Consider the following 20,392-nt stretch of genomic DNA (forward strand, 5'->3'; position numbering starts at 1 on the left):
GCTAGCCATTGGGCCAGAGCAGCCGATTCGGCTTGCTCGAGCTGGCCATCGGGGGGTGGGCGCATGACTTCCGAAGTCGAATATTACAGCCGAAGAGCCCGCGAGGAGCGGGAAGCGGTGGTCCGCACGGGGCACCCGCAAGTACGCGAAGTCCATCGGCAGCTTGCAGAAGCGTATGAGCTGCGTGTGCGCGACAGCGCGGCGCGAGTGCGTCGCTCGGCCATGTACCTGGTCGTCAACGCCGCCTGACCTAACGGCGGGGCGCACAGCGCTCCTGTTTGCCGAGTTTCGAGGCTTGTTCCCGCTGCTGGCATCGGACCGTCACGCCCGCTAGACCGGCTCGTTCATGTCCGACGTCCAGCCCACCAATCCGCAACCCCATCTCTATTTGGTCGATGGGTCCAGCTACATCTTTCGCGCCTACCACCGGCTGCCGCCGCTGACGAACCGGCACGGCCAGCCGGCAGGCGCGGTCTATGGCTACACGACGATGCTATGGAAACTGGCCGGCGACCTCAGCCGGGCCGACGGGCCGACCCACATGGCCGTCATTCTGGACGCGTCGGAATCCACGCACCGGAACGTCATGTACGACCAGTATAAGGCGCACCGGCCGCCACCGCCGGAGGATCTCGTCTCGCAATTCCCGCTGATCCGGGTCGCGACGCGCGCCTTCTCGATCCCTTGCATCGAAGAAGAGGGGCTGGAAGCCGACGACATCATCGCCTGCTACGTGACCGCGGCGCGGACTGCCGGCTGGAAAACGACCATCGTCAGTTCCGACAAGGACCTGATGCAGCTGATCGAAGACGGGCATGTCGACATGCTCGACACAATGAACGACCGGCGGATCGACGAGGCCTATGTCGTTGAAAAGTTCGGCGTCGGGCCCGGCAAGGTCGGCGACGTTCTGGCGCTGATGGGTGACAGTGTCGACAACGTCCCCGGGGTGCCCGGGATCGGCCCGAAGACGGCGACACAGCTCATCCAGCAATATGGCGACCTGGAGACCGTGCTCGCCTCCGCCGACCAGATCACCAAGCCGAAGCTCAAGCAGTCGCTGATCGAGCACGCGGGCGACGCCCGACTGAGCCGGGAGCTGGTCAGGCTGGTCTGCGACGCGAAGCTGCCGCAGCCGCTGGAAGAACTGGCGCTGCAGGGAATCCCGCCTGGGCCGCTCGGCGAGTTCCTGGCCGAGCAGGGTTTCAAGACATTGCTGACCCGGCTGGAGGGTGGCGGCTCGGTGCCGCAGGGGCGGACCAGCAGCGGCGGTGGGATCAATGCCACCATGACGTCACTCGATTTGAAGCCGAACGCGCCCGCTGCGCCCGAGCAGATCGAGGTCGACCGCTCCAAGTACGAGACGGTTACGGACGAAGCCGCGCTCGACCGCTGGATCGCGGAAGCCGGAGCGCAGGGCTTTGTCGCTCTGGATACCGAGACCGACTGCATCGATTGCGTGATTGCGCGGCTGGCCGGCATCAGCCTGGCGACCGCTCCAAACCGCGCCTGCTACATCCCGGTTGGGCATTCCGGTGCAGACCTCTATTCCGATGCGCCGAACCAGCTTCCGCTCACACTGGTACTCGAACGATTGAAGCCGCTGCTGGAAGATCCGGCGGTGCTGAAGATCGGGCACAATCTGAAGTACGACTGGGTGATGTTCGAGAAGGCGGGCATCGAGGTCGCCCCCTACGACGACACGCTGCTGCTCAGCTTCGATCTGGAGGCCGGCAGCCACGGCCATGGGCTGGACGAACTGGCGAAGCTTCACTTCGAGCACGAGTGCATCCCGTTCAAGCAGATCTGCGGGACGGGCGCCAAGCAGATCACCTTCGACAAGGTGCCGCTCGACGCCGCAACGGAATATGCTGCCGAGGACGCCGACATCACATTGCGCGTGTGGCTTCGCCTGAAGCCGCGCGTGGCGCAGGAGAACATCGCCCGGGTCTACGACCGGGTCGACAGGCCGCTAGTGGCCGTCATCGGCAGGATGGAACGACGCGGTGTGAAGGTCGACCGCGACTATCTCGCGCGGCTCAGCCGGGAATTTTCCGAAGAGATCGTCAAGCTCGAAGATCGGATCTACGAGGCTGCGCGTGGGCCGTTCACGATCGGTTCCCCGCAGCAGCTCGGGGAAGTGCTGTACGGCCGGCTAGGGCTCAAGGGCGGCCGCAAGGGCAAGAGTGGGCAATATTCGACGGACGTCAACGAGCTCGAGCGGCTGGCCGCCGAGGGTGTGCCGTGCGCCAGCCTGGTGCTCGAATGGCGACAGCTAACGAAACTGAAGAACACGTACACCGACGCACTTCAGGCCCAGATCAATCCGGAGACCGGTCGCGTCCACACCAGCTTCTCGCTGTCCGGCGCGCAGACCGGGCGGTTGTCGTCCAACGACCCCAACCTGCAGAACATCCCGATCCGGACGGAGATCGGCCGCAAGATCCGCGACGCCTTCGTCGCCGAGCCCGGCAACGTCCTGCTGTCGGCCGATTATAGCCAGATTGAGCTCAGGCTCGCAGCGCACATGGCCGACGTGCCGCAGCTGAAGGAGGCGTTCCGCGGCGGCGCTGACATCCACAGCATGACTGCGGAGGAATTGTTCGGATCGTCCGACCGCGACAACCGCAACAAGGCGAAAACCGTTAACTTCGCGATCCTTTATGGCATCTCGTCGTGGGGTCTCGCCGGCCGCCTCGGAGTCCCGAAGGAGGAAGGGCAGGCAATCATCTCGCGCTACTTCGATCGCTTCCCGGGCATCCGCAATTACATGGACGAGACGCTGCAGTTCGTCCGCGCCAACGGCTTCACGCGGACCCTGTTCGGGCGCAAGACCCACTTCCCCAACATCCGGGCCGGCAATCCGTCGATACGGGGCGGCGCCGAGCGGGCGGCGATCAACGCGCCGATCCAGGGTACCAGTGCGGACCTCATCAAGCGGGCAATGGCGCGGATGGACCAGGCGCTTGCGGAGGCCGGCCTCGATGGCGTCCGGATGCTCCTGCAGGTTCATGACGAACTCGTGTTCGAAGTGCCCGATGGGCGGCAGGAAGAAGCGGCGGCAGTCATCAAGGACGTCATGGCCAAGGCCGCCGAACCGGCAATGACGCTCGACGTACCACTGGATGTCGAAGTCGGCTGGGGCGAGCATTGGGGCGCCGCGCATTGACGGACTCGGGGCGGATCGAGGGGGCTGCCAAGGAAGCGCAAGAGACTGCCGCGCCCGACGCGGACATGGCGACGCTCGCCCGTGGCGGTCGGCTGAATGTTTTCGGGTTCGTCCTGCGACTCGCCGCGCGACTGCCGTTCCTGTTCATTGCGGGGCGCATCTACGGAGCCGCCTCGCTCGGCAGGTTCGCTTATGCCGTGCTGGTCGTCGAATTCGCGGCGCAGCTCGCGGCGCTGGGATTGAGGCGGGGTCTTGCCCAGCTCCTCGCAGACGCAAAGAAGCCGGAAGTGTGCGTCGTCGCCGATGCGTTGCTGGTGGCCGCGATCGGGTCCGTCATCGGCATGGCGATCCTGTTTGTCTTTCCGAAGGCCATGTATCCGACCACGTCGGTACACGGGATGGATCGCCTGCTTGCAATCACCGTCCTGGCCATCGCGTGGACCGACATCGCGCTCGCTGCGCTAGCCTATCATGACGACGTCGCTGCCACCGTCCGTGCGCGGTCCGTCGTAGAGCCGTGGACGATCAGCATCGTTGCCTTTGCCTGGGCCTACGTCTCCACCGAGGACGGGCTGATCGTCGCTTACGTCTGCTCGATGGTCGCAGCACTCGTCGCCGCCTTGATCCCGCTGCTGCGGTGCTATGGCATCCCGCGCGGGTGGAAACCCGACCTGCCGACCGCCTGGCGGACGGCCCGGCGCAACGTGCCCGTCGCCGCCGCGGACGCGGTGGAATGGGCGTCCCGGCGCATCGACCTGGCGGTGCTGGGCGCCTTCATGCCGGCAGCGTTCGTTGGCATCTATTATGTCGCGCAGCAGGTTGCGACCTTGCCCGCCAAGCTCAAGACCAGCTTCGAGCCGGTGCTCGGACCGGCAATCGCGCGCAAGATTGCAGCGGGGGACCTGCTTTCCGTCGCCAAGCAGGTCCGGCAGGTCGCCTACTGGATCATCGCCGCGCAGGCAGGGATCGCCCTCGCGCTCGCAATTCCCGGGCGAGCAGTGATGGGACTGGTAGGCTCGGGCTTCACCGGCGGCACGGCCATGCTCGCGTTCCTGCTTGCAGCCGAAGTGATTGCCGCCGCGGCGGTGGTCAGCGAAGCAGCGCTGATCTACGTCGCGCGGACCCGCAACATGGTGATCAGCCTCGCCATGCTCGCGATCGAGGCTGTGCTTGCAGCTGCACTGATCCTGATCATGCGACAGGAGGGATTTCCTCCAGCTTTCCAGGCAACCGGGCCGGCAATGGCCCTGTGCATCGCGCTGGCGTTCGCCTCGATCACCAAGTCGCGGCTACTGTCCCGTAAGCTCGGCGCACGAGTCTCGGGCTGGCGATGGGACGTGGCCTGGGCCACGGCGGCTGGGCTCGCCGTCGGAGCCGGCGTACACTGGCTCCTGCCGGATGTCCTGCAACTCGCTATCGGCGTGCCGGCGATCCTGATCGCCTTCGGGACCGTCTTGTGGACTACGGGCTTTGGGCCTGAGGACCGCGAACTGTTCCGGATGAACAAGAAGGACGTGCGTGAGCTTCGGGCGGCAGAACAGGCGGCAGAAGCCCGCGACCAGATTCTAGACGACCTGGTCTGATTAGTGCCGGAAGTGGCGCATTCCGGTGAACAGCATCGCCAGACCAGCTTCGTCGGCGGCCGCGACCACCTCGTCGTCACGGATCGACCCGCCGGGCTGAATCACTGCCGTAGCGCCGGCTTCGACAGCGGCGAGCAGCCCGTCGGCGAACGGGAAAAAGGCATCCGAAGCGACTGCTGAGCCGATCGTGCGCGGCTCGCTCCAGCCGTTCGTCTCCGCAGCTTCGCGAGCCTTGGCGGCAGCAATTCGAGCGCTGTCGCGCCGGTTCATCTGTCCGGCACCCACGCCCGCGGTCACTCCGTCCTTGGCATAGACGATCGCATTGGACTTTACGTGCTTGGCGACGGTCCAGGCGAACAGGCAGTCGCGGACTTCCTGCTCTGTCGGCTCCCGCTTGGTCACGCACTTGAGCTGGTCGCGGGTGACCGTGCCGTTGTCGCGATCCTGGATGAGGATGCCGCCGGCAATGACGGCGATCGTCTGCCCGGCGCGCGCGGGGTCGGGCAGTCCGCCGGTCAGAAGCAGGCGCAGGTTCTTCTTGCGGGCAAAGATGGCTCGCGCTTCCGCGTCGGCGTCGGGAGCGACCACGACTTCCGTGAAGATCTGCGTAATCGCCTCGGCAGTTTGGGCATCGAGCGGACGATTACTCGCGACGATGCCTCCGAAAGCCGAAACGCTGTCGCAAGCCAGCGCCTCGTTCCAGGCGTCGAGAAGATTGTCCCTGGTGGCCACGCCGCAGGGATTGGCATGCTTGACGATGACGATGCTCGGCGCCGCATCCCGGAACTCGGCGACAAGCTCGAGTGCCGCATTGGCGTCATTCAGATTGTTATAGCTGAGCTCCTTGCCTTGAACCTGCTCCGCCTGGGCCACACCCTTCGCGGCCGGGCCGACGGGCACGTACAGTGCCGCCTGCTGGTGCGGGTTCTCGCCGTAGCGGAGAGGCATCTTGAGCTTGCTTGCCCGGGTCCAGGTCTCGGGGAAGCGCTCCTGCTGGTCTGCGAACGCGAACCATTGCGAGATCGTAGAATCATATGCCGCGGTGAGAGCGAAGGCCTTGGCCGCAAGCCGCTTGCGCAGCTCGAGGGTCGTGGCGCCGCCGACCGCGTCAAGCTCGCCCAGCAGTGCGGCGTAGTCCGACGGATCGGTGACGATCGCCACGTGCGCGTGGTTCTTGGCGGCCGAGCGCACCATCGAGGGGCCGCCGATATCGATGTTCTCGATGATCGTGTCGCGGTCGGCACCGCTCGTGACGGTATCGAGGAACGGGTAGAGATTGACCACCACCAGGTCGATCGGAGCGATCTCGTGCTCCTCCATCGCCGCGGCGTGCTCGGGATTGTCGCGCACGCCGAGCAGCGCACCGTGGACCTTGGGGTGGAGCGTCTTCACCCGCCCGTCCATCATCTCTGGAAAGCCCGTCAGATCACTGATGTCGCGCACGGAAGCCCCGTGTTCGCGAAGCTTCGCCGCCGTGCCGCCGGTGGAGACGACCTCGACGCCGTGGCGTGCAAGCCCTGCTGCGAGCTCGGCGAGGCCGGTCTTGTCGGAAAGGGAGATGAGCGCCCGCCGAACGGGTACCAGGTCCGTCATTACTGCTCCTTTTAGCTGGTCCGGCGAAACTGCCAGCCAATTTCTCCGCCGAGGCCCGAGACCTCGCCAACGACGACGATCTGCGCAGTTCGCTGCGGCGCGCCGCGGCCGTCGACCCAGAGGCTTTCCTCTGTAGTCAGATTGCCGCCCCGGCAGCGGAAGTTCCATGGTGGAGCGCCTCGCGATCGAAGGATCGCGCCCATCCCGTCGGCAGTCGTCGTGACCTCCACCCCCGGCGAGAGGTGGAAGCGGACGGCATAGGGCACCGACTCGCGGATCTTCCTACGCCCCTTGGCAATGAGCTGATCGGCGCCGCGCATTTCCTTGCCGTCATTACCAAGCATGATGCTGCGCTTGTGGATCAGGCCGAACGCCCGGACGTAGCCGTCGTGGCTTGCCTCGAGCCGGCTTGCGTCATTGTCCTCGCTGCGGTCGATGGTGACGTCCTCGACGCCTTTCCCGAGCGATCCGTCCGGCTGGATGTTCGTGGAATTGGTGTCCGACAGCACCAACGTACTGTGCGCCGCCGTAGTGCGAAGGGCTTCCACGAGCTCGGGCGGAAGATCCGTCGGCACAGGCCCGGGGCCGCCGCAGTTGACGATGAGCCGCTGGCCACCGTCCGACATCTCGAATGCCAGCGTGGAAGCGGAGCCTTGGCCGGCGAGGCGCTGCGCCGGCGGCGGAGCGGCGTCGAGGACGACAATCGTCCCGAGCGCCGAGAGCCGTTGATAGCCCCAGCCCCGAGCCTGCCGCAGAGGGCGGGCGCGAAGCCCGCAGCCTTCCGTAAGTGCGGTCAATCTGGACGCCTCGCCGGGGTTGCAGCCTTGCCAGCTCGAGAGAGCACCATCGCCGAGAGTGACGCCATGGAGCGCGGACAGTGCGGCAGCAGCGGCGGTCTCGATGCCTTCGGGAATGGTCTGCTTCGCTGCTGAGTAGCAGGCGCGCAGGAGCCCGAGGCGGTCCACCAGAAGCGCCTGCTCGAAGGGTGAGCGGCTGACGAGGCCGCCGTCGTCGAACTGGGCACCCGCCAGCGCGCGGGCGAGGCCTGCCTCTCCGCGTGCCACACGCGGCACCCCGCCCTGGACCAGCAAGCCCGCGGCGACGACGCCGCACCAGGCCGTGACTCGCTTGAGACCAGCGGGAGCTTTTTCGGCATTCGCGTCGAGGTGGCGCGCGCCCCGGGCCAGCGTATTCAGCAAGGCCGAGCGATAGCCTGAGTCGGTGCTCGACAGGATGTACGGCGCGTAAGCGGTCCAGTAGAGAATTCGCTCGCCCCACAAATGCGGAGCCCAGGCGTCGTCGATTCGAGTGCCGTGGCCCAGGAGCCAACGGCCGACGATCGCTTCCGCCGTGGCGGCACCTCGCTCGCGTCCGGTCGCCGCGGCGAGGTCGCGGAGCCAGGAAAACCCTTGCAGGTTCTCCGCCAGCGCACCGGCCGTCGCAGCAGCGAAGTCGAGGTCGGGCAGCTCCAGCGACTCACCGCCGAAGGTGAAGCGTCCGGCGGCAAGCGCCTCCCCACGCTGACGGTCGCCGGGGACGTGGTCGCGCGGGACGGCGACCAGCTTGAGCGGCTGGCGTCCGGAGCGGGTGAAGCGCGACAGCAGCGACCCGCGGGCCAGCTTGCGGACGATCGCCCGGTCTTGCGCCGAGCCTTCTGCGGTCATTCCGGGCCTTTCAGCGCTCGAATGTTGGCAGCGTAGGAATCGGGACCGCCACGGAACGCCGCGGTTCCGGCGACGAGAACGGTTGCGCCGGCGCCCACGGCTTGCCTGGCTGTTTCAGCGTCGATGCCGCCGTCCACTTCCAACTCGACCGAGAGGTTCTCCTTCGCGATGCGCTTGGCGATCGCTTCGATTTTCCGCAGCTGACTGCTGATGAACTTCTGCCCGCCGAAGCCCGGATTGACGCTCATGACGAGGACGAGGTCGACTTCCTCCAGCACGTAGTCGAGCGCCTTCGCCGGCGTCGCCGGGTTGAGCGACACGCCGGCCTTCTTGCCGAGCGCCTTCACGCGCTGGACCGTGCGATGGAGATGGGGGCCCGCCTCGGGATGGACGGTGATGACGTCGGCTCCAGCGTCCGCGAACGAGTCGAGGAACGCGTCGACGGGCGAAATCATCAGGTGAACGTCGAACGGCCTGGTGGTGTGCGCTCGGAGCGCCTTTACGACGGCAGGCCCGATCGTCAGGTTCGGGACGAAGTGGCCATCCATGACGTCGATGTGGATCCAGTCTGCGCCCGCCGCGTCAATCGCGCGTACCTCCTCGCCCAGCTTGGCGAAATCGGCGGACAGGATCGATGGGGCGATGAGCGGCATGCGCCCGATTAAACGGGTTCAGCCCCTGCGGACAAGGCGCGCGAGAAAGAAGCCGTCGAGACCGCCTTCGGCCTCGAGCAACCCCGGCAGGATACGCACCCAGCCACGGTACAAGGGAGCTGCTTCGACAGGCAGTTCGCCCGTGGCGGGAGGCTGGAGTGCAAAGGACGCATCGGCCTTCAGGAAAGTCGCGACGCGTTCCTCGCCCTCCTCCCGTTCGAGCGAGCAGACGGAGTAGACGAGCGCTCCGCCGGGCTTGAGCCACTGCGCAGCGCGCTCGAGCAGCCGCGCTTGAAGCGCGCTGTTGTCGGCGACGATCTTCGGTCGCGCCCGGTAGAGGACCTCGGGATGGCGCCGGTAAGTGCCGGTGGCGGAACATGGGGCGTCGAGCAGGATCGCGTCAAACTGGCGCTTGGGCTTCCAGACGAGCGCGTCGCCGGCAACGAGGTCCACGCTGAGATGCGTTCGGTCCAGATTTTCCCGGAGTCGCCCGAGACGACTTTCCGACGAGTCGACGGACGTCACGCGATGCCCCGCCGCGGCGAGCTGCATCGTCTTGCCGCCCGGCGCAGCGCAAAGGTCGAGAACGTCGCCTGCTTCTCCGGGGATCAGCCGCGCCGGCAGCGACGCCGCGAGGTCCTGAACCCACCAGCCGCCAGTACCGAAGCCGGGCAAGTCCGAGACGTTGCTGCTGTCGAGACGAACATGGGCGCGCGCGAGTGAGCGCCCCCCGTGCTCCTGCGCGAAGCGGTCCGCGGCGGTAGGATCGGCAAACGTGAGGTCGAGTGGTGGCCGCTTCGCAATGAGGCGCCGGGCGGCAAGGACGACGTCCTCACCCCAAGCCGCCCGCCAGCGGTCTTCCACCGCTTCGGGGAGTTCGCAAACGTCCATCTGCGGCAAGCCACGCCGGAGCAGGGTCCCCAGCACCCCATGCACAAGGCGCCGCGGACCGCCGTCGACGAGCGGCAATGCCGTCGCGACCACCGCGTGGTCGGGCGTGCCGAGGCCGACCTTCTGGGCGAGCGCCAGGCGAATCACGGCACGAGCTTTCGAGTCGTCCGGCAGTCGCTGCCGAGTCGCGCTGTCGATGAGCGCATCGAGGTCCGGGATCCGGCGTAGGGTTTCACCGGCGATCGCCATCGCCAAGGCGCGGTCGACAGCGACGAGGTTGGTCGCTTTGCCCGCCGCAGCCTCCAGCGTCTGGCCGCGCCGCAGAACCGCGTCGAGCATCTGCAGTGCGGCCCGGCGGGCGGGAAGACCCTCAATGGTTGGCATTCGTGCTCCGGAACATCATCTTGGCGTCATGAAACGCCCGAAGCATCTGGATGCGCCCGCCTACCTTAGCAAATCGCCGCCCGTGCCGGAGCCAGAGCCCCGTACCGACGCGACGCCGCCGGCCGGCGAAGAGCAGCGGCTGGATCCCACGCGTTATGGCGACTGGGAGAAGAAGGGCATCGCAATCGATTTCTAGATTGCCTCGGCCTTGGGTGGCCGGGACAGCAGCGCTTCGAGCACCGCGTCGACGCTGAGCCGACCCGCAATGAGATCGGCAACCGCGGCGACGATCGGCATGTCGATGCCGTCATCCTGGGCGATGCGCGCGAGCACCGGCGCAGTGAATGCACCCTCGGCGATTGTTCGGCGGTCGGCCAGCAGCTCGGCGGCAGGGCGACCCTCGCCGATGCCCTTGCCAAGCGAATAGTTGCGCGAGCTTGTAGACGAGCAGGTCAGGACCAGGTCGCCGAGCCCCGACAGCCCGGCCAATGTCTCGCGCTTGGCGCCACGCGAGAGGCCGAAGCGCGTCATCTCAGCGAAGCCTCGGCCGATCAGCGCGGCACGAGCATTTTGGCCAAGACCGCGCCCCTCGACGACCCCGCAAGCGATCGCGAGCACGTTTTTGACGGCGCCACCGATCTCGGCGCCGGCAACGTCGCCAGACACGTAGATGCGGAAGGCTGGGACGGCGATCGCCTGGCGGAGCTGCTCGGCGAGCGCGAGGTCCTGCGCGGCCAAAGTAACGGCTGTCGGCAAACCCTGCGCGACTTCGTGCGCGAAGGTGGGACCTGAAAGGACCGCGAGCTGCGCGGAGGGGCACAGCTCCCGGGCAACCTCGTGCACCAGCTTGCCGCTGCGCTCCTCAATTCCCTTGGCGCACAGCAGCAGCGGAACATCGCATGACGAAGTCTGCTCCAGGACGGAGCGCATGTGCTGGGTTGGGGTCACCACGAGCCAGGCGTCGCAGTCCTGCAGCTCCCCGAGATCGCTAGTGGCGCGGATTGCGGGGTGCAGCGCGACGCCGGGCAGGAATATGGAATTCTGGTGCGAGCCGTTGACCGCTCCGACGACCTCCTCTTCCCTTGCCCACAGCAGGGTCTTTCGACCGCCGCTTGCAGCGACCTGGGCCAGTGCCGTTCCCCAGGCACCGCCGCCGATCACGCCAATCTGCTCGAAGTTCACGCCTTCACTCCCGCGCCGCGAACTTTCTCCGCGCTTTCGTCCAGCGGCCAACGGGCGCGTGCCGGCGCATCGAGACCGTCGCAAAGTCCCGCCGTGAAGCGTTCCGCACCCGCCCATGCGATCATCGCGGCATTATCGGTGCACAGCCAGCCGGGCGGAACACTGAACTGCCGGCCGTGGGCGGCAGCAAGCTCCGCCAGCGCTCCGCGGATCGCTTCGTTCGCAGCGACCCCGCCGGCGACCACAAGGGCAGGAGCGCCGCTCTGCCGCAATGCCAGCCGAGTACGATCGACGAGGCAATCGACCACCGCCTGCTGGAAGCTGGCGGCGATGTCCTGAGGCCGGAATTCGCCCGAGACGACTGCGCGTTGCACGGCACTCTTGAGCCCGGCGAACGAGAAATGCGGATCCGCCGAGCCGACCAGCGGCCTGGGCAGCGGCACCGCTTCGGGATCCCCGCTCCCGGCGATCTCTTCGATTGCGGGACCGCCGGGGTAGCCGAGGCCGAGAAGTTTCGCCGCCTTGTCGAACGCTTCCCCGGCGGCATCATCGATCGTCGTCGCCAGCCGGCGGTAATGGCCAACGCCGCGCACTTCGAGCAACTGACAGTGCCCGCCAGAGACGAGCAGCAGGAGGTAGGGGAAGCCGAGGTCGGGATCAGCCAGGCGGGGACTGAGTGCGTGTCCTTCGAGGTGATTGACGGCGACGAGGGGCTTGCCGGCGGCAAGCGCGAGGCCCTTGCCTGCCAGGAGCGCCACCATGACGCCACCGATCAGACCGGGGCCGGCAGTCGCCGCGACGGCGTCGACATCCCGGATCGACAGCTTGGCTCGTCTCAAGACATCGCGGATCAGGGACGGCAGGATCTCCACGTGCGCTCGAGCGGCTATCTCGGGGACGACGCCGCCATAGGGCTGATGAGCCTCGTTCTGGCCGACCACGGCCTGCGTCACGATTCGCCGGTCGCCGGTAACCAACGCCGCAGCGCTGTCGTCGCACGACGATTCGAGGCCCAGGATCAAAGTCATTTCGCGACCGGCCCTTTGCCTGAATGCCTCGCCATGCACTAGAGGTAGGGGCATGCAGGGACGGCTCAAGCTTGGGACACGCGGATCGCCGCTGGCGCTTGCCCAATCACGCAAGGTGGCGGCGGCAATCGAGACGGCGCAGCGCTGGCCCGACGGCTATATCGAGATCGTGCCGATCAAGACGACCGGCGACAAGGTCCAGGACCGGCCCTTGGCGGAGATTGGCGGCAAGGGCCTGTGGACCAAGGAGCTGGATCAGGCGCTCCTCAACGGCGATGTCGATTTCTGCGTTCACTCGATGAAGGATGTCGAGAGCGTCCGCCCCAAGGCGATCCATATCGCGTCGGTGCGACCGCGCGGCGACGTGCGCGATCGTTTGATCGGTGCGGAAGCGATCGACAAGCTGAAGGAAGGCGCGACCGTCGGAACATCGTCGCCGCGACGCAGAGCGCAGCTTCTGGCGATGCGGCCGGACCTGCAGATCGTCGCCTTGCGAGGCAACGTCGAGACGCGCCTGCGCAAGGTAGAGGAAGGCGAGATCGACGCGACGTTGCTCGCCTGTGCGGGCCTCAAGCGGCTCGGCATCGAGGCCGGCACCGCGATCCCGACCGAAGTCATTCTCCCGGCGCCCGCCCAAGCGGTGATCGGCATGGAGTGCCGCACCGATGACACGCGAACGCAGAGCGTACTCACCACGGTCAACAACCAGATCACTTATTCCTGCGTGATGGCCGAGCGGGCGTTCACGCGGGCGCTCCGCGCCAACTGCTCTTCACCGGTGGCGGCCTTTGCGGTGCTCGACGATGGCGATCTGAGGATCCGCGCGCAGATCTTCAGCGAAGACGGCGAGGATATCATCGAGCAGCGCGGCGTGTTCGAGTGCGGCGACGACAGGAGCCCCACGGCCATGGCTAGGGAAATGCTCGAGCAGGCGCCCGATTCCATCCGGAAGCTCTTCGATCCAGAATGAGCCGCGTGATCGTTTTGCGTCCGGAGCCGGGCGCCACTGAGACAGTCGAACGCGCCCGCGGGCTGGGGCTGGAAGCAACTGCTGTCCCGTTGTTCGCAATCGAGCCGCTCGAATGGGAGGCGCCGGAGGCGAGCAGCTTCGATGCGCTGCTGCTGACGAGCGCGAATGCGGTCCGATCGGCTGGCGAGCAGTTGAAGGATTTGCGAGGTTTGCCCGTCCATGCGGTCGGCAAGGCGACGGGGGATGCTGCGCGCGAAGCCGGGTTCGACATCGCGAGCAGCGGCGATGCCGGAGCCGAGCGGCTGCTTCGCTCGCTCGAGGCCGACATGAAGCTCCTGCACCTGTGCGGCGAGGACCGGACTACCTCCGAGGGAGCCCGACAGCAGATTACCGCCATACCGGTCTATCGCTCACACGCGATCGAGCCTGCCCCGAATCTCGAGGCGGCGGGGGCTGCGGTCGTGCTCGTCCATTCTCCCCGGGCAGGAAAGCGGCTCGGCGAGCTTGCCGGCGAGCAAGGCCTCGATCGCAAAAACATCAGCCTGGCCGCCATCAGCGCGGCGGCGGCAGACGCAGCGGGAGAGGGCTGGAAACTGGTCGAGCACGCCGAGCGGCCGACCGACGATGCGGTTCTGGCCCTCGCCGAGCGGCTGTGCGACAATCGCCCGCAGGCATGAACGCGACGACATACGGGAGGGGAACGGGCTGGGGCGCCCGGCTGGCGATCGGCATCGCACTGGTGCTGGTCGGCGCCGCCGCGGCGACGTGGGGCCTCGCCCATTATCAGTCCGCTGCGCGCTTCCTGGGCGTGGTGCCGCGTCAGCAGCAGGCGCCAGTCCAACGCATCCTTGAGGTGCCGCAAGCGCAGGTAAACGCCGCGCCGACTGTAGCCGGCCCAGCGGAGCAGGCGGAGATCGCCCAGCTGGAACAGCGGCTTTCGCGCGTAGAGAGCGCGACCCAGCAGGCCCAGGGTTCAGCCGGCCGCGCCGATGCGCTTGTGGTCGCCTTCGCAGCGAGGCGCGCGGTGGATCGCGGCGTGGCGCTCGGCTATCTCGAACCCCTGCTCGCCAGCCGCTTCGGCCCGGGGCATCAGCAGGCCGTCGCCAGCATCATCACGGCCGCCCATCAGCCGGTCCGGCTCAACGACCTGATCACCGAGTATCAGGCACTCGGGCCACAGCTGCGCAGCGGTGGGCCGAGCGACGGCTGGTGGAGCAATCTGAAGCGGCAAATGGGCACGCTGATCGAAGTTCACCGCGCCGATCGGCCGGCATCGAACCCAAGTGCGCGCTACACGCGGGCCCTTCAGCTTCTTTCCGGCGGCGACGTCGACAGCGCGCTTGCCGAAACCATGCGCCTGCCGGGGGCCGCAGCGGCGAGCGGCTGGGCGTCGCAAGCGCGGCGCTACGTGGCCGCCCACCGCGCCCTCGACGAGCTCGAGGGCGCTGCACTGATGGGCGGAACAGCCTCTCGGGGCTGACCCGGAAGAGGGTTGGCAAGCGGATCCGAGGATGCGAATCTGTGTTGGCCCGACACAGCGGGGGTTCAGCTGAAGCGGGCTAAACTGCTGGAAACCAAGCAAGTGTTCTGGAGCGGTGGGATCATGACGTCATTTCGCAGGCGGCTCGGCTTCGGCCTGGTCATGGCCGCCATGGCACAGGTCGGCGCATCGGCTGCGGAGCAGCCGGCGCCTGCTGGACCGCGGCTGCGGCCGGTTGCGCCGAAGCCGCACGCGCTCGTGGCACGGGCGCCCGCGCCTGCAGCCCTGCGTGACAGCATCTCGGCGCTGGGCCGCAGTTTCGAGGGCAAGGCCGGCATCGCGGTCGTTTCCCTTCGCGAAGGCTGGGAAGCGAAATGGAACGTTCAGACCCTCTTCCCGCAGCAGAGCTGCTCGAAGTTGTGGGTGGCGATCACGGCGCTCGACGCGGTGGATCGCGGAAGGATTAATCTAGATCAGAACGTCGCACTTGGCCGCGACGACCTGACCTTGTTCCACCAGCCGCTTGGAGATCGCATCCTCGCCGGAACTGCCAGGACGATCAGCCTGCGCGATTTGATGTTCACCGCGATCACGCAGAGCGACAACACGGCCAACGACAAGCTGCTGCGTTCGATCGGCGGCCCGACTGCTGTCCGCGACATGATTGCGCGCAAGGGCCTGGGCGCCGTTCGCTTCTACAACGGCGAGCGAGCGCTGCAGTCGAAGATCGCCGGACTCACCTGGCAGCCGGGCTACTCGATCGGCAGGGCCTTCTACGATGCGCGCACGGCCTTGCCCATGAGCGTTCGCAAGGCCGCGTTCGACCGCTACCTGCGGGATCCCTACGACGGTGCATCGCCGCACGCGGTAGCCAACGCCCTGGCGGCCCTAAAGAGCGGCCAACTGCTCTCGCCGCAATCGACCGCGCTGCTGCTGTCGACGATGGGGCAGACGAAGACCGGTGGAATGCGCGTCCGCGCCGCGCTGGCGCCGGGCTGGGAGTGGAATCACAAGACCGGTACCGGGCAGGAGCTCAATGGCAGGATCGGCGGGATCAACGACATCGGTCTGCTGACCGCACCCGACGGGTCGGTCTACGCGGTGGCGATCATGACCATTCCCGACCACACGGATGGAAGCGCGCAGGAGCTGATGCGCAACGTCGCGAAGACCGTGATCGACTACCACGAATCAGCTCGCGGCGGCTGAGCTTCACTCGACGCGGTTGCCGGCGGCGTCCTCGAGCGGCCGCACGTGCACGCTCTTGATGTTGACGAACTCCCGGATGCCATAATCAGCGCACTCACGCCCATAGCCTGAGTGCTTGACGCCACCGAACGGCATGCGCGGGTCCGACCGGACATTCTCGTTGACGAAGCTCATGCCCGCCTCGAGCTCTTCCTCGGCGATGCGGCGGCCGCGGTCGAGGTCACCCGTGAGCACGCCCGAGCCGAGCCCGAACTCGCTCGCGTTGGCGATGCGGATTGCGTCCGCTTCGTCTTCTGCAGCGATGATGGCGGCAACCGGCCCGAAAACTTCCTCGTCATGCGCCGGTTGACCCGGACGTACGTTGCTGAGCACGGTCGCCGGGTACCAGGCTCCTGCGCGGTCCGGAACTTGGCCGCCTAAAAGCAATCTGGCGCCCGCCCGCACGCTGTCGGTCACCTGTCGATGGATCTCGTCGCGCGCCTGGATGCTCTGCATCGGGCCCAACCTGGTGCCGTGCTGCGCGGGATCTCCAATCTTATAGGCGCGCATCTCGTCGACGATCGCTTGCTCGAAATCCTCAAGCACGTCGCGCACCACAATGAAGCGCTTGCCGGCGATGCAGCTCTGGCCGCCATTGACCATGCGTGCCGTAGCGCAAACCTTTGCGGCTGCCGCGACGCCTGCGTCTTCGAGGACCAGGTAGGCGTCAGCGCCGCCAAGCTCGAGCACGCACTTCTTGAGGACGCTGCCGGCCGCTGTGGCGACGCTCTTGCCCGCGGCGACACTGCCGGTGAGCGTGACCGCGGCGATATTGTCGTCCTTGATCAGCGCCTCAACATCCTTGCTCGGCAGAAGAAGGGTCCGGAAGAGATCGTGCGGTACCCCGGCCTGGTGCAGCACGTCCTCGATCGCGAGGGCGCAGCCGGGCACGTTGCTGGCGTGCTTCAGGAGCGCGCCATTGCCGGCCATCAGCGCCGGGGCGGCGAAGCGGAACACCTGCCAGAACGGAAAATTCCACGGCATTACGGCGAGTACGACGCCGATCGGATTGAAGGTGACAAAGGCCTCGGGACCATCAAGATTGACCGGCTGCGGCGCGAGATAATCCGCGGCGTGATCCGCAAACCAGTCACAGTGGAACGCGCATTTCTCCACTTCGGCACGGCCGTCGTCGACCGTCTTGCCCATTTCCTCGGTCATCAGGCGAGCAAATTCGTCCTGCCGGGCGCGGAGGATCTCGGCTGCCTTCCGCACCACCTGCGCGCGTTCGGCGAATGATGTGCGCCACCACTTCGCAAACGCGCTGCGGGCCGCCCTGGCGGCGGCCCTGGCGTCCTCGAGCGTGGCCGGATCGTAGGATTTGCCGGGTTCGCCAGTCGCCGGGTTCACGGTCTTGATCTGGTCGCGGGTTCCGGGACGAGTGAGTTCAGCCTGTTCGGCCATGATGCGTCTCCTGCCTGGGCCAGATAGTGACCCGGTGAACGCATACCAACCCGGTGATTAGACAGCTGGAGCGGGCGAAGGGATTCGAACCCTCGACCCCAACCTTGGCAAGGTTGTGCTCTACCCCTGAGCTACGCCCGCTCTGAGCTGACGCCGGCTTGCTCAATGGCTGGCCGACGGAGGTGAGGCGCGCGCCTAGCATGGCCCCGAGCCTTCCTGCAAGGCCGGTCGGACGTGCTTGTCGCGCCAGCCGTAGCCGCCCATATGAGCGCCGCGTCCCAGTCGACAAGGAGCAGCGTAAGGCCGTGGCAACTCTCGGACTGAGCGAAGGGGAACGTGAGGAGATCGAGCGCTTCGAGCGCGATGTCGTGGCGCCGTCGATGGACGCGCTCGTCATCCTCGACTTCTGGGCGGAATGGTGCGGGCCCTGCAAGCAGCTCTCGCCGACTCTCGAGAAGATCGCAGCGGATTATGCCGACAAGGGCGTGAAGCTCGCCAAGATCGATGTCGACAAGGACAAGCTGATCGCCGCGCAGTTCCGCATCCAGTCGATCCCGACCGTATATGCGCTTTATCGCGGCCAGCCGGTCGCGGACCTCACGAACTATCGCAGCGAAGGCCAGCTTACGCGCGCCATCGACCAGTTGCTGACCCAGCTGAAGATCGAAGGCCCGGCCGCGGCTGCGGAGGCCGAGATCGAACCGCTCATTGCGATGGGCGAGCAGATCCTGGACGAAGGCGACGCCGAGCGGGCGATCAACGTGTTCCAGCAGATTCATGAGATGGCACCGGACCGCCCCGACGTGATCGGTGGCCTCGGTCGCGCGCTCATCGCTGGCGGACAGGTCGATGCGGCGCGCAGCCTCCTGGATGCAGTGCCGGAGGAGGTTGCGCGAAAGCCGGAAGTCGCGCGGGCCAAGGCCGCGCTGGAGCTTGCGTCGGCAGCTCCGGCCGCGCAAACTTCGGCGCTTGAGGCAAGGCTCGCGGCCGATCCCGAGGATCACGAGGCGCGGTACGAGCTCGCAGGAGCGATGATGGCGGCCGGAAACCGCGATGGTGCGGCCGATGCCTTGCTCGATCTCATCCAGCGCGATCGCGAATGGAACGGCGGTGCTGGCCGGACGCGGTTCCTGCAGCTGCTGGAGGCGCAAGGTCTCGAAGACCCGTGGTCGCGTGCCCAGCGCCGGCGCCTGTCCGCCGTCCTGTTCACATGAGCCGCTCGCTCGTCGTCCCGATCTTCCCGTTGCCGGGCGCCATTCTGTTCCCCCGGTCACAGCTGCCGCTGCACATCTTCGAGCCACGTTACCGGGAGATGGTTCGCGAGGCGATCGACGGCCCCGGGCGCATTGGCATGATACAGCCGCAGCGGGTCGACGATGACAACAAGGCGCCACTCTACGCCGTCGGCTGCCTCGGCGACGTTGTGAACGTCGAGGAACTGGACGACGGCCGCTACAATATCGTTTTGCATGGCGCGAACCGGTTCCGGGTCGTCGGCGAACGCGCTTCCGATTCGCTCTATCGCTGCGCGGAAGTGGGCATTGGAGCCTTCGACGACAGCGAGCCGGCGCCGCTGTCGCTGGGGCAGCGTGCCGAGGTCGAGCGCGAGGCACGGCGGCTTGGCGACGCGTTGGGATTGGCTGTCGATTGGGACGCTGTCGGTCGTCTGGACGACGAGATGCTCGTCAACGCGATCGCTCAGGTCGGGCCGTTCGACGTCGGTGCGAAACAGGCTCTTCTGGAGCAGGCGACGCTGGACGGTCGCGCGGACCTCCTCGTCCAGCTGATGCAGTTCCACCGTGCAGCGGTCACCGGCGGGATCGAGATCGAGCCGACGCTCCAGTAATCAGATCGGCAGGCCGCGCAGCAGAAGTGGCAGGTCCCCGCTGGTGCCCCGCGCCTCCGACATCATGCGGTTGCGGACCGGCGACAAGCGATCGATCACACGCATTCCCAAGCGGCGCACCGCCGAAGCCGTATGGCCCGGAACTGCATAGAGGCGGGTCAGGGTGTCCGTTGCGAAAGCGACGGACAGCGCATCGAGAGAGCGCCAGCGGTGGTAGCGGTCGAGCAGCTGGCGATCGCCGAGGTCGAGGCCAAGCCGCGCACCGTCGACCAGCACCTCCGCCAAAGCGGCAGCATCACGGAAGCCGAGGTTCAGCCCCTGTCCGGCGATCGGGTGGATGGCGTGCGCTGCATCCCCGACCAGCGCCAGCCTCTCAGCGGTGATTACGGCCGCGTGGTGGAAGCCGAGCGGGTAGGAAGAACGCGGCGCCAGCATCTCGATCTTGCCGAGGAAGCTTCCCATCGCCGCCTGTGCCTCGCCGGCGAAGTCATCGTCACTCAGCGACAGCCATCCGGCCGCATCGGACTGGGGCACCGACCAGACGATTGCGGAACGATGTCCGCCTGCGTCGTCGGTCATCGGTAGGATGGCGAACGGACCGGTCGGATAGAAGATCTCGTAGGCGACATGGTCGTGCGGCATCTCGATGCGGAGCACGGACACGATCGCCTGATGTTCGTAGCGCCAGCGGGCGACGCGGATGCCCGCCTCCTCGCGCGTCCGCGAGTTCCGCCCGTCGGCGGCGACCAGCAGCGGCGCGCTCAGCTTTCGCCCATCGTCGAGAGACACGACAACCCCGTGCTCGTTTCGCTGGACGTCGGCGACCTGAGATCTCCAGAGCAGCCAGGCATTGCGAGCCGCCTCCGCACGGGCATGCAGCGCGGCGCGCAGATTCCGGTTCTCGTGCATCCAGCCGAGCGGCTCATCATCGTCCGGCTCGAAGTGGAGGCCTCCCGGCTCTAGGCGATCGGCCACGGCGATCTGCCGAATGGGGCAACCTGGCTCGGAGAGATGGGCGGCAACGCCGATGGCGGTGAGCATCCGCATCGAGCTAGACGACACGGCGCTCGTGCGACCGTCGAACGCCGTGCCGGTCCGCTGGCCGGGATCCGCCGGATCGACGACGATGGCCGACAGGCCGCTGCAGTCGAGTGCGGAGGCGAGCGCGAGCCCCACCATGCCGCCACCGAAGATGATCACGTCCGCGCGGTCCATCGGCTCGCCCTAGCCCCGTGCCGCATCGACGCCAACAAGTTCGCTTGACCGCGGAGTCCGCGTGGGGGATTCTAGCGTCGAA

18 protein-coding genes and 1 tRNA gene are annotated in these 20,392 nt (G+C 66.9%); 10 read left to right on the forward strand and 9 right to left on the reverse strand.

Annotated elements, in window-relative coordinates; genetic code table 11:
• The first annotated feature begins 63 nt into the window (after positions 1-63).
• The 3 genes from ACUXST_RS08900 (at position 64) to ACUXST_RS08910 (ending at position 4,752) form a co-directional block, all read left to right on the forward strand.
• Complete coding sequence (locus ACUXST_RS08900; RefSeq protein ID WP_458389625.1) at positions 64-249, forward strand: hypothetical protein; 186 nt, start codon at positions 64-66, stop codon at positions 247-249.
• Between the two features lie 97 nt (positions 250-346).
• Complete coding sequence (gene polA / locus ACUXST_RS08905) at positions 347-3,169, forward strand: DNA polymerase I (RefSeq protein ID WP_458389626.1); 2,823 nt, start codon at positions 347-349, stop codon at positions 3,167-3,169.
• Between the two features lie 65 nt (positions 3,170-3,234).
• Positions 3,235-4,752 carry a lipopolysaccharide biosynthesis protein gene (locus ACUXST_RS08910; protein ID WP_458390036.1) on the forward strand — a complete coding sequence of 506 codons (1,518 nt, stop codon included), beginning with the start codon at positions 3,235-3,237 and terminating at the stop codon, positions 4,750-4,752.
• Here the strand turns inward: ACUXST_RS08910 and purH are convergent, their stop codons facing one another.
• From purH to ACUXST_RS08930, 4 genes are read right to left on the reverse strand one after another with little or no spacing between them, the layout of a single operon-like run.
• Entirely contained in the window at positions 4,753-6,345 is a 1,593-nt protein-coding gene (gene purH / locus ACUXST_RS08915; protein ID WP_458389627.1) for a bifunctional phosphoribosylaminoimidazolecarboxamide formyltransferase/IMP cyclohydrolase, read from the reverse strand. It abuts the gene before it with no gap.
• An 11-nt stretch (positions 6,346-6,356) separates the two neighbouring features.
• Positions 6,357-8,009 carry a heparinase II/III family protein gene (locus ACUXST_RS08920; protein ID WP_458389628.1) on the reverse strand — a complete coding sequence of 551 codons (1,653 nt, stop codon included), beginning with the start codon at positions 8,007-8,009 and terminating at the stop codon, positions 6,357-6,359.
• Entirely contained in the window at positions 8,006-8,662 is a 657-nt protein-coding gene (gene rpe, locus ACUXST_RS08925) for a ribulose-phosphate 3-epimerase (protein WP_458389629.1), read from the reverse strand. The genes ACUXST_RS08920 and rpe overlap by 4 nt, the downstream gene beginning before the upstream one ends.
• 18 nt (positions 8,663-8,680) lie before the next feature.
• Positions 8,681-9,937 (reverse strand): RsmB/NOP family class I SAM-dependent RNA methyltransferase, encoded by a 1,257-nt coding sequence (locus ACUXST_RS08930; RefSeq protein ID WP_458389630.1) that lies wholly within the window; start codon positions 9,935-9,937, stop codon positions 8,681-8,683.
• Between the two features lie 28 nt (positions 9,938-9,965).
• On the opposite strand from ACUXST_RS08930, the gene ACUXST_RS08935 reads away from it, so the two are divergent.
• A complete protein-coding gene (locus tag ACUXST_RS08935; RefSeq protein ID WP_458389631.1) occupies positions 9,966-10,133 on the forward strand; it encodes a DUF1674 domain-containing protein in 168 nt (55 codons plus the stop codon).
• On the opposite strand, the gene ACUXST_RS08940 is transcribed toward ACUXST_RS08935, so the two are convergent.
• Positions 10,130-11,119, reverse strand: coding sequence for an NAD(P)H-dependent glycerol-3-phosphate dehydrogenase (locus ACUXST_RS08940; RefSeq protein ID WP_458389632.1), 990 nt, complete (start codon positions 11,117-11,119; stop codon positions 10,130-10,132). The two genes, ACUXST_RS08935 and ACUXST_RS08940, sit on opposite strands and share 4 nt — an antisense overlap.
• A complete protein-coding gene (gene tsaD, locus ACUXST_RS08945; RefSeq protein WP_458389633.1) occupies positions 11,116-12,147 on the reverse strand; it encodes a tRNA (adenosine(37)-N6)-threonylcarbamoyltransferase complex transferase subunit TsaD in 1,032 nt (343 codons plus the stop codon). The genes ACUXST_RS08940 and tsaD overlap by 4 nt, the downstream gene beginning before the upstream one ends.
• Positions 12,148-12,199: 52 nt before the next feature.
• On the opposite strand from tsaD, the gene hemC reads away from it, so the two are divergent.
• From hemC to ACUXST_RS08965, 4 genes are all read left to right on the forward strand, one after another.
• Positions 12,200-13,117, forward strand: a complete 918-nt coding sequence (gene hemC / locus ACUXST_RS08950; RefSeq protein WP_458389634.1) for a hydroxymethylbilane synthase — start codon at positions 12,200-12,202, stop codon at positions 13,115-13,117.
• The gene (locus ACUXST_RS08955) at positions 13,114-13,794 is read left to right on the forward strand and encodes a uroporphyrinogen-III synthase (RefSeq protein ID WP_458389635.1); all 681 of its coding nucleotides are present in this window, start codon (positions 13,114-13,116) and stop codon (positions 13,792-13,794) included. Before hemC ends, ACUXST_RS08955 begins: the two co-directional genes overlap by 4 nt.
• Positions 13,791-14,597 carry a hypothetical protein gene (locus ACUXST_RS08960; protein ID WP_458389636.1) on the forward strand — a complete coding sequence of 269 codons (807 nt, stop codon included), beginning with the start codon at positions 13,791-13,793 and terminating at the stop codon, positions 14,595-14,597. Before ACUXST_RS08955 ends, ACUXST_RS08960 begins: the two co-directional genes overlap by 4 nt.
• A gap of 123 nt (positions 14,598-14,720) precedes the next feature.
• Positions 14,721-15,806 carry a serine hydrolase gene (locus ACUXST_RS08965; protein WP_458389637.1) on the forward strand — a complete coding sequence of 362 codons (1,086 nt, stop codon included), beginning with the start codon at positions 14,721-14,723 and terminating at the stop codon, positions 15,804-15,806.
• Between the two features lie 3 nt (positions 15,807-15,809).
• Here the strand turns inward: ACUXST_RS08965 and ACUXST_RS08970 are convergent, their stop codons facing one another.
• Together ACUXST_RS08970 and ACUXST_RS08975 are read right to left on the reverse strand one after the other, a co-directional pair.
• Positions 15,810-17,249 carry an NAD-dependent succinate-semialdehyde dehydrogenase gene (locus ACUXST_RS08970; RefSeq protein WP_458389638.1) on the reverse strand — a complete coding sequence of 480 codons (1,440 nt, stop codon included), beginning with the start codon at positions 17,247-17,249 and terminating at the stop codon, positions 15,810-15,812.
• A gap of 66 nt (positions 17,250-17,315) precedes the next feature.
• Positions 17,316-17,390 (reverse strand) — tRNA-Gly (locus ACUXST_RS08975).
• A gap of 164 nt (positions 17,391-17,554) precedes the next feature.
• Here ACUXST_RS08975 and ACUXST_RS08980 point away from each other — a divergent pair.
• Complete coding sequence (locus ACUXST_RS08980) at positions 17,555-18,463, forward strand: tetratricopeptide repeat protein (RefSeq protein ID WP_458389639.1); 909 nt, start codon at positions 17,555-17,557, stop codon at positions 18,461-18,463.
• On the forward strand, positions 18,460-19,095 hold the full coding sequence (locus ACUXST_RS08985; RefSeq protein WP_458389640.1) for an LON peptidase substrate-binding domain-containing protein: 636 nt from the start codon (positions 18,460-18,462) through the stop codon (positions 19,093-19,095). Before ACUXST_RS08980 ends, ACUXST_RS08985 begins: the two co-directional genes overlap by 4 nt.
• Here the strand turns inward: ACUXST_RS08985 and ACUXST_RS08990 are convergent, their stop codons facing one another.
• The gene (locus ACUXST_RS08990) at positions 19,096-20,310 is read right to left on the reverse strand and encodes a UbiH/UbiF/VisC/COQ6 family ubiquinone biosynthesis hydroxylase (protein ID WP_458389641.1); all 1,215 of its coding nucleotides are present in this window, start codon (positions 20,308-20,310) and stop codon (positions 19,096-19,098) included.
• Positions 20,311-20,392: the final 82 nt, after the last annotated feature.

It is taken from the genome of Sphingomonas sp. F9_3S_D5_B_2, assembly GCF_054263715.1.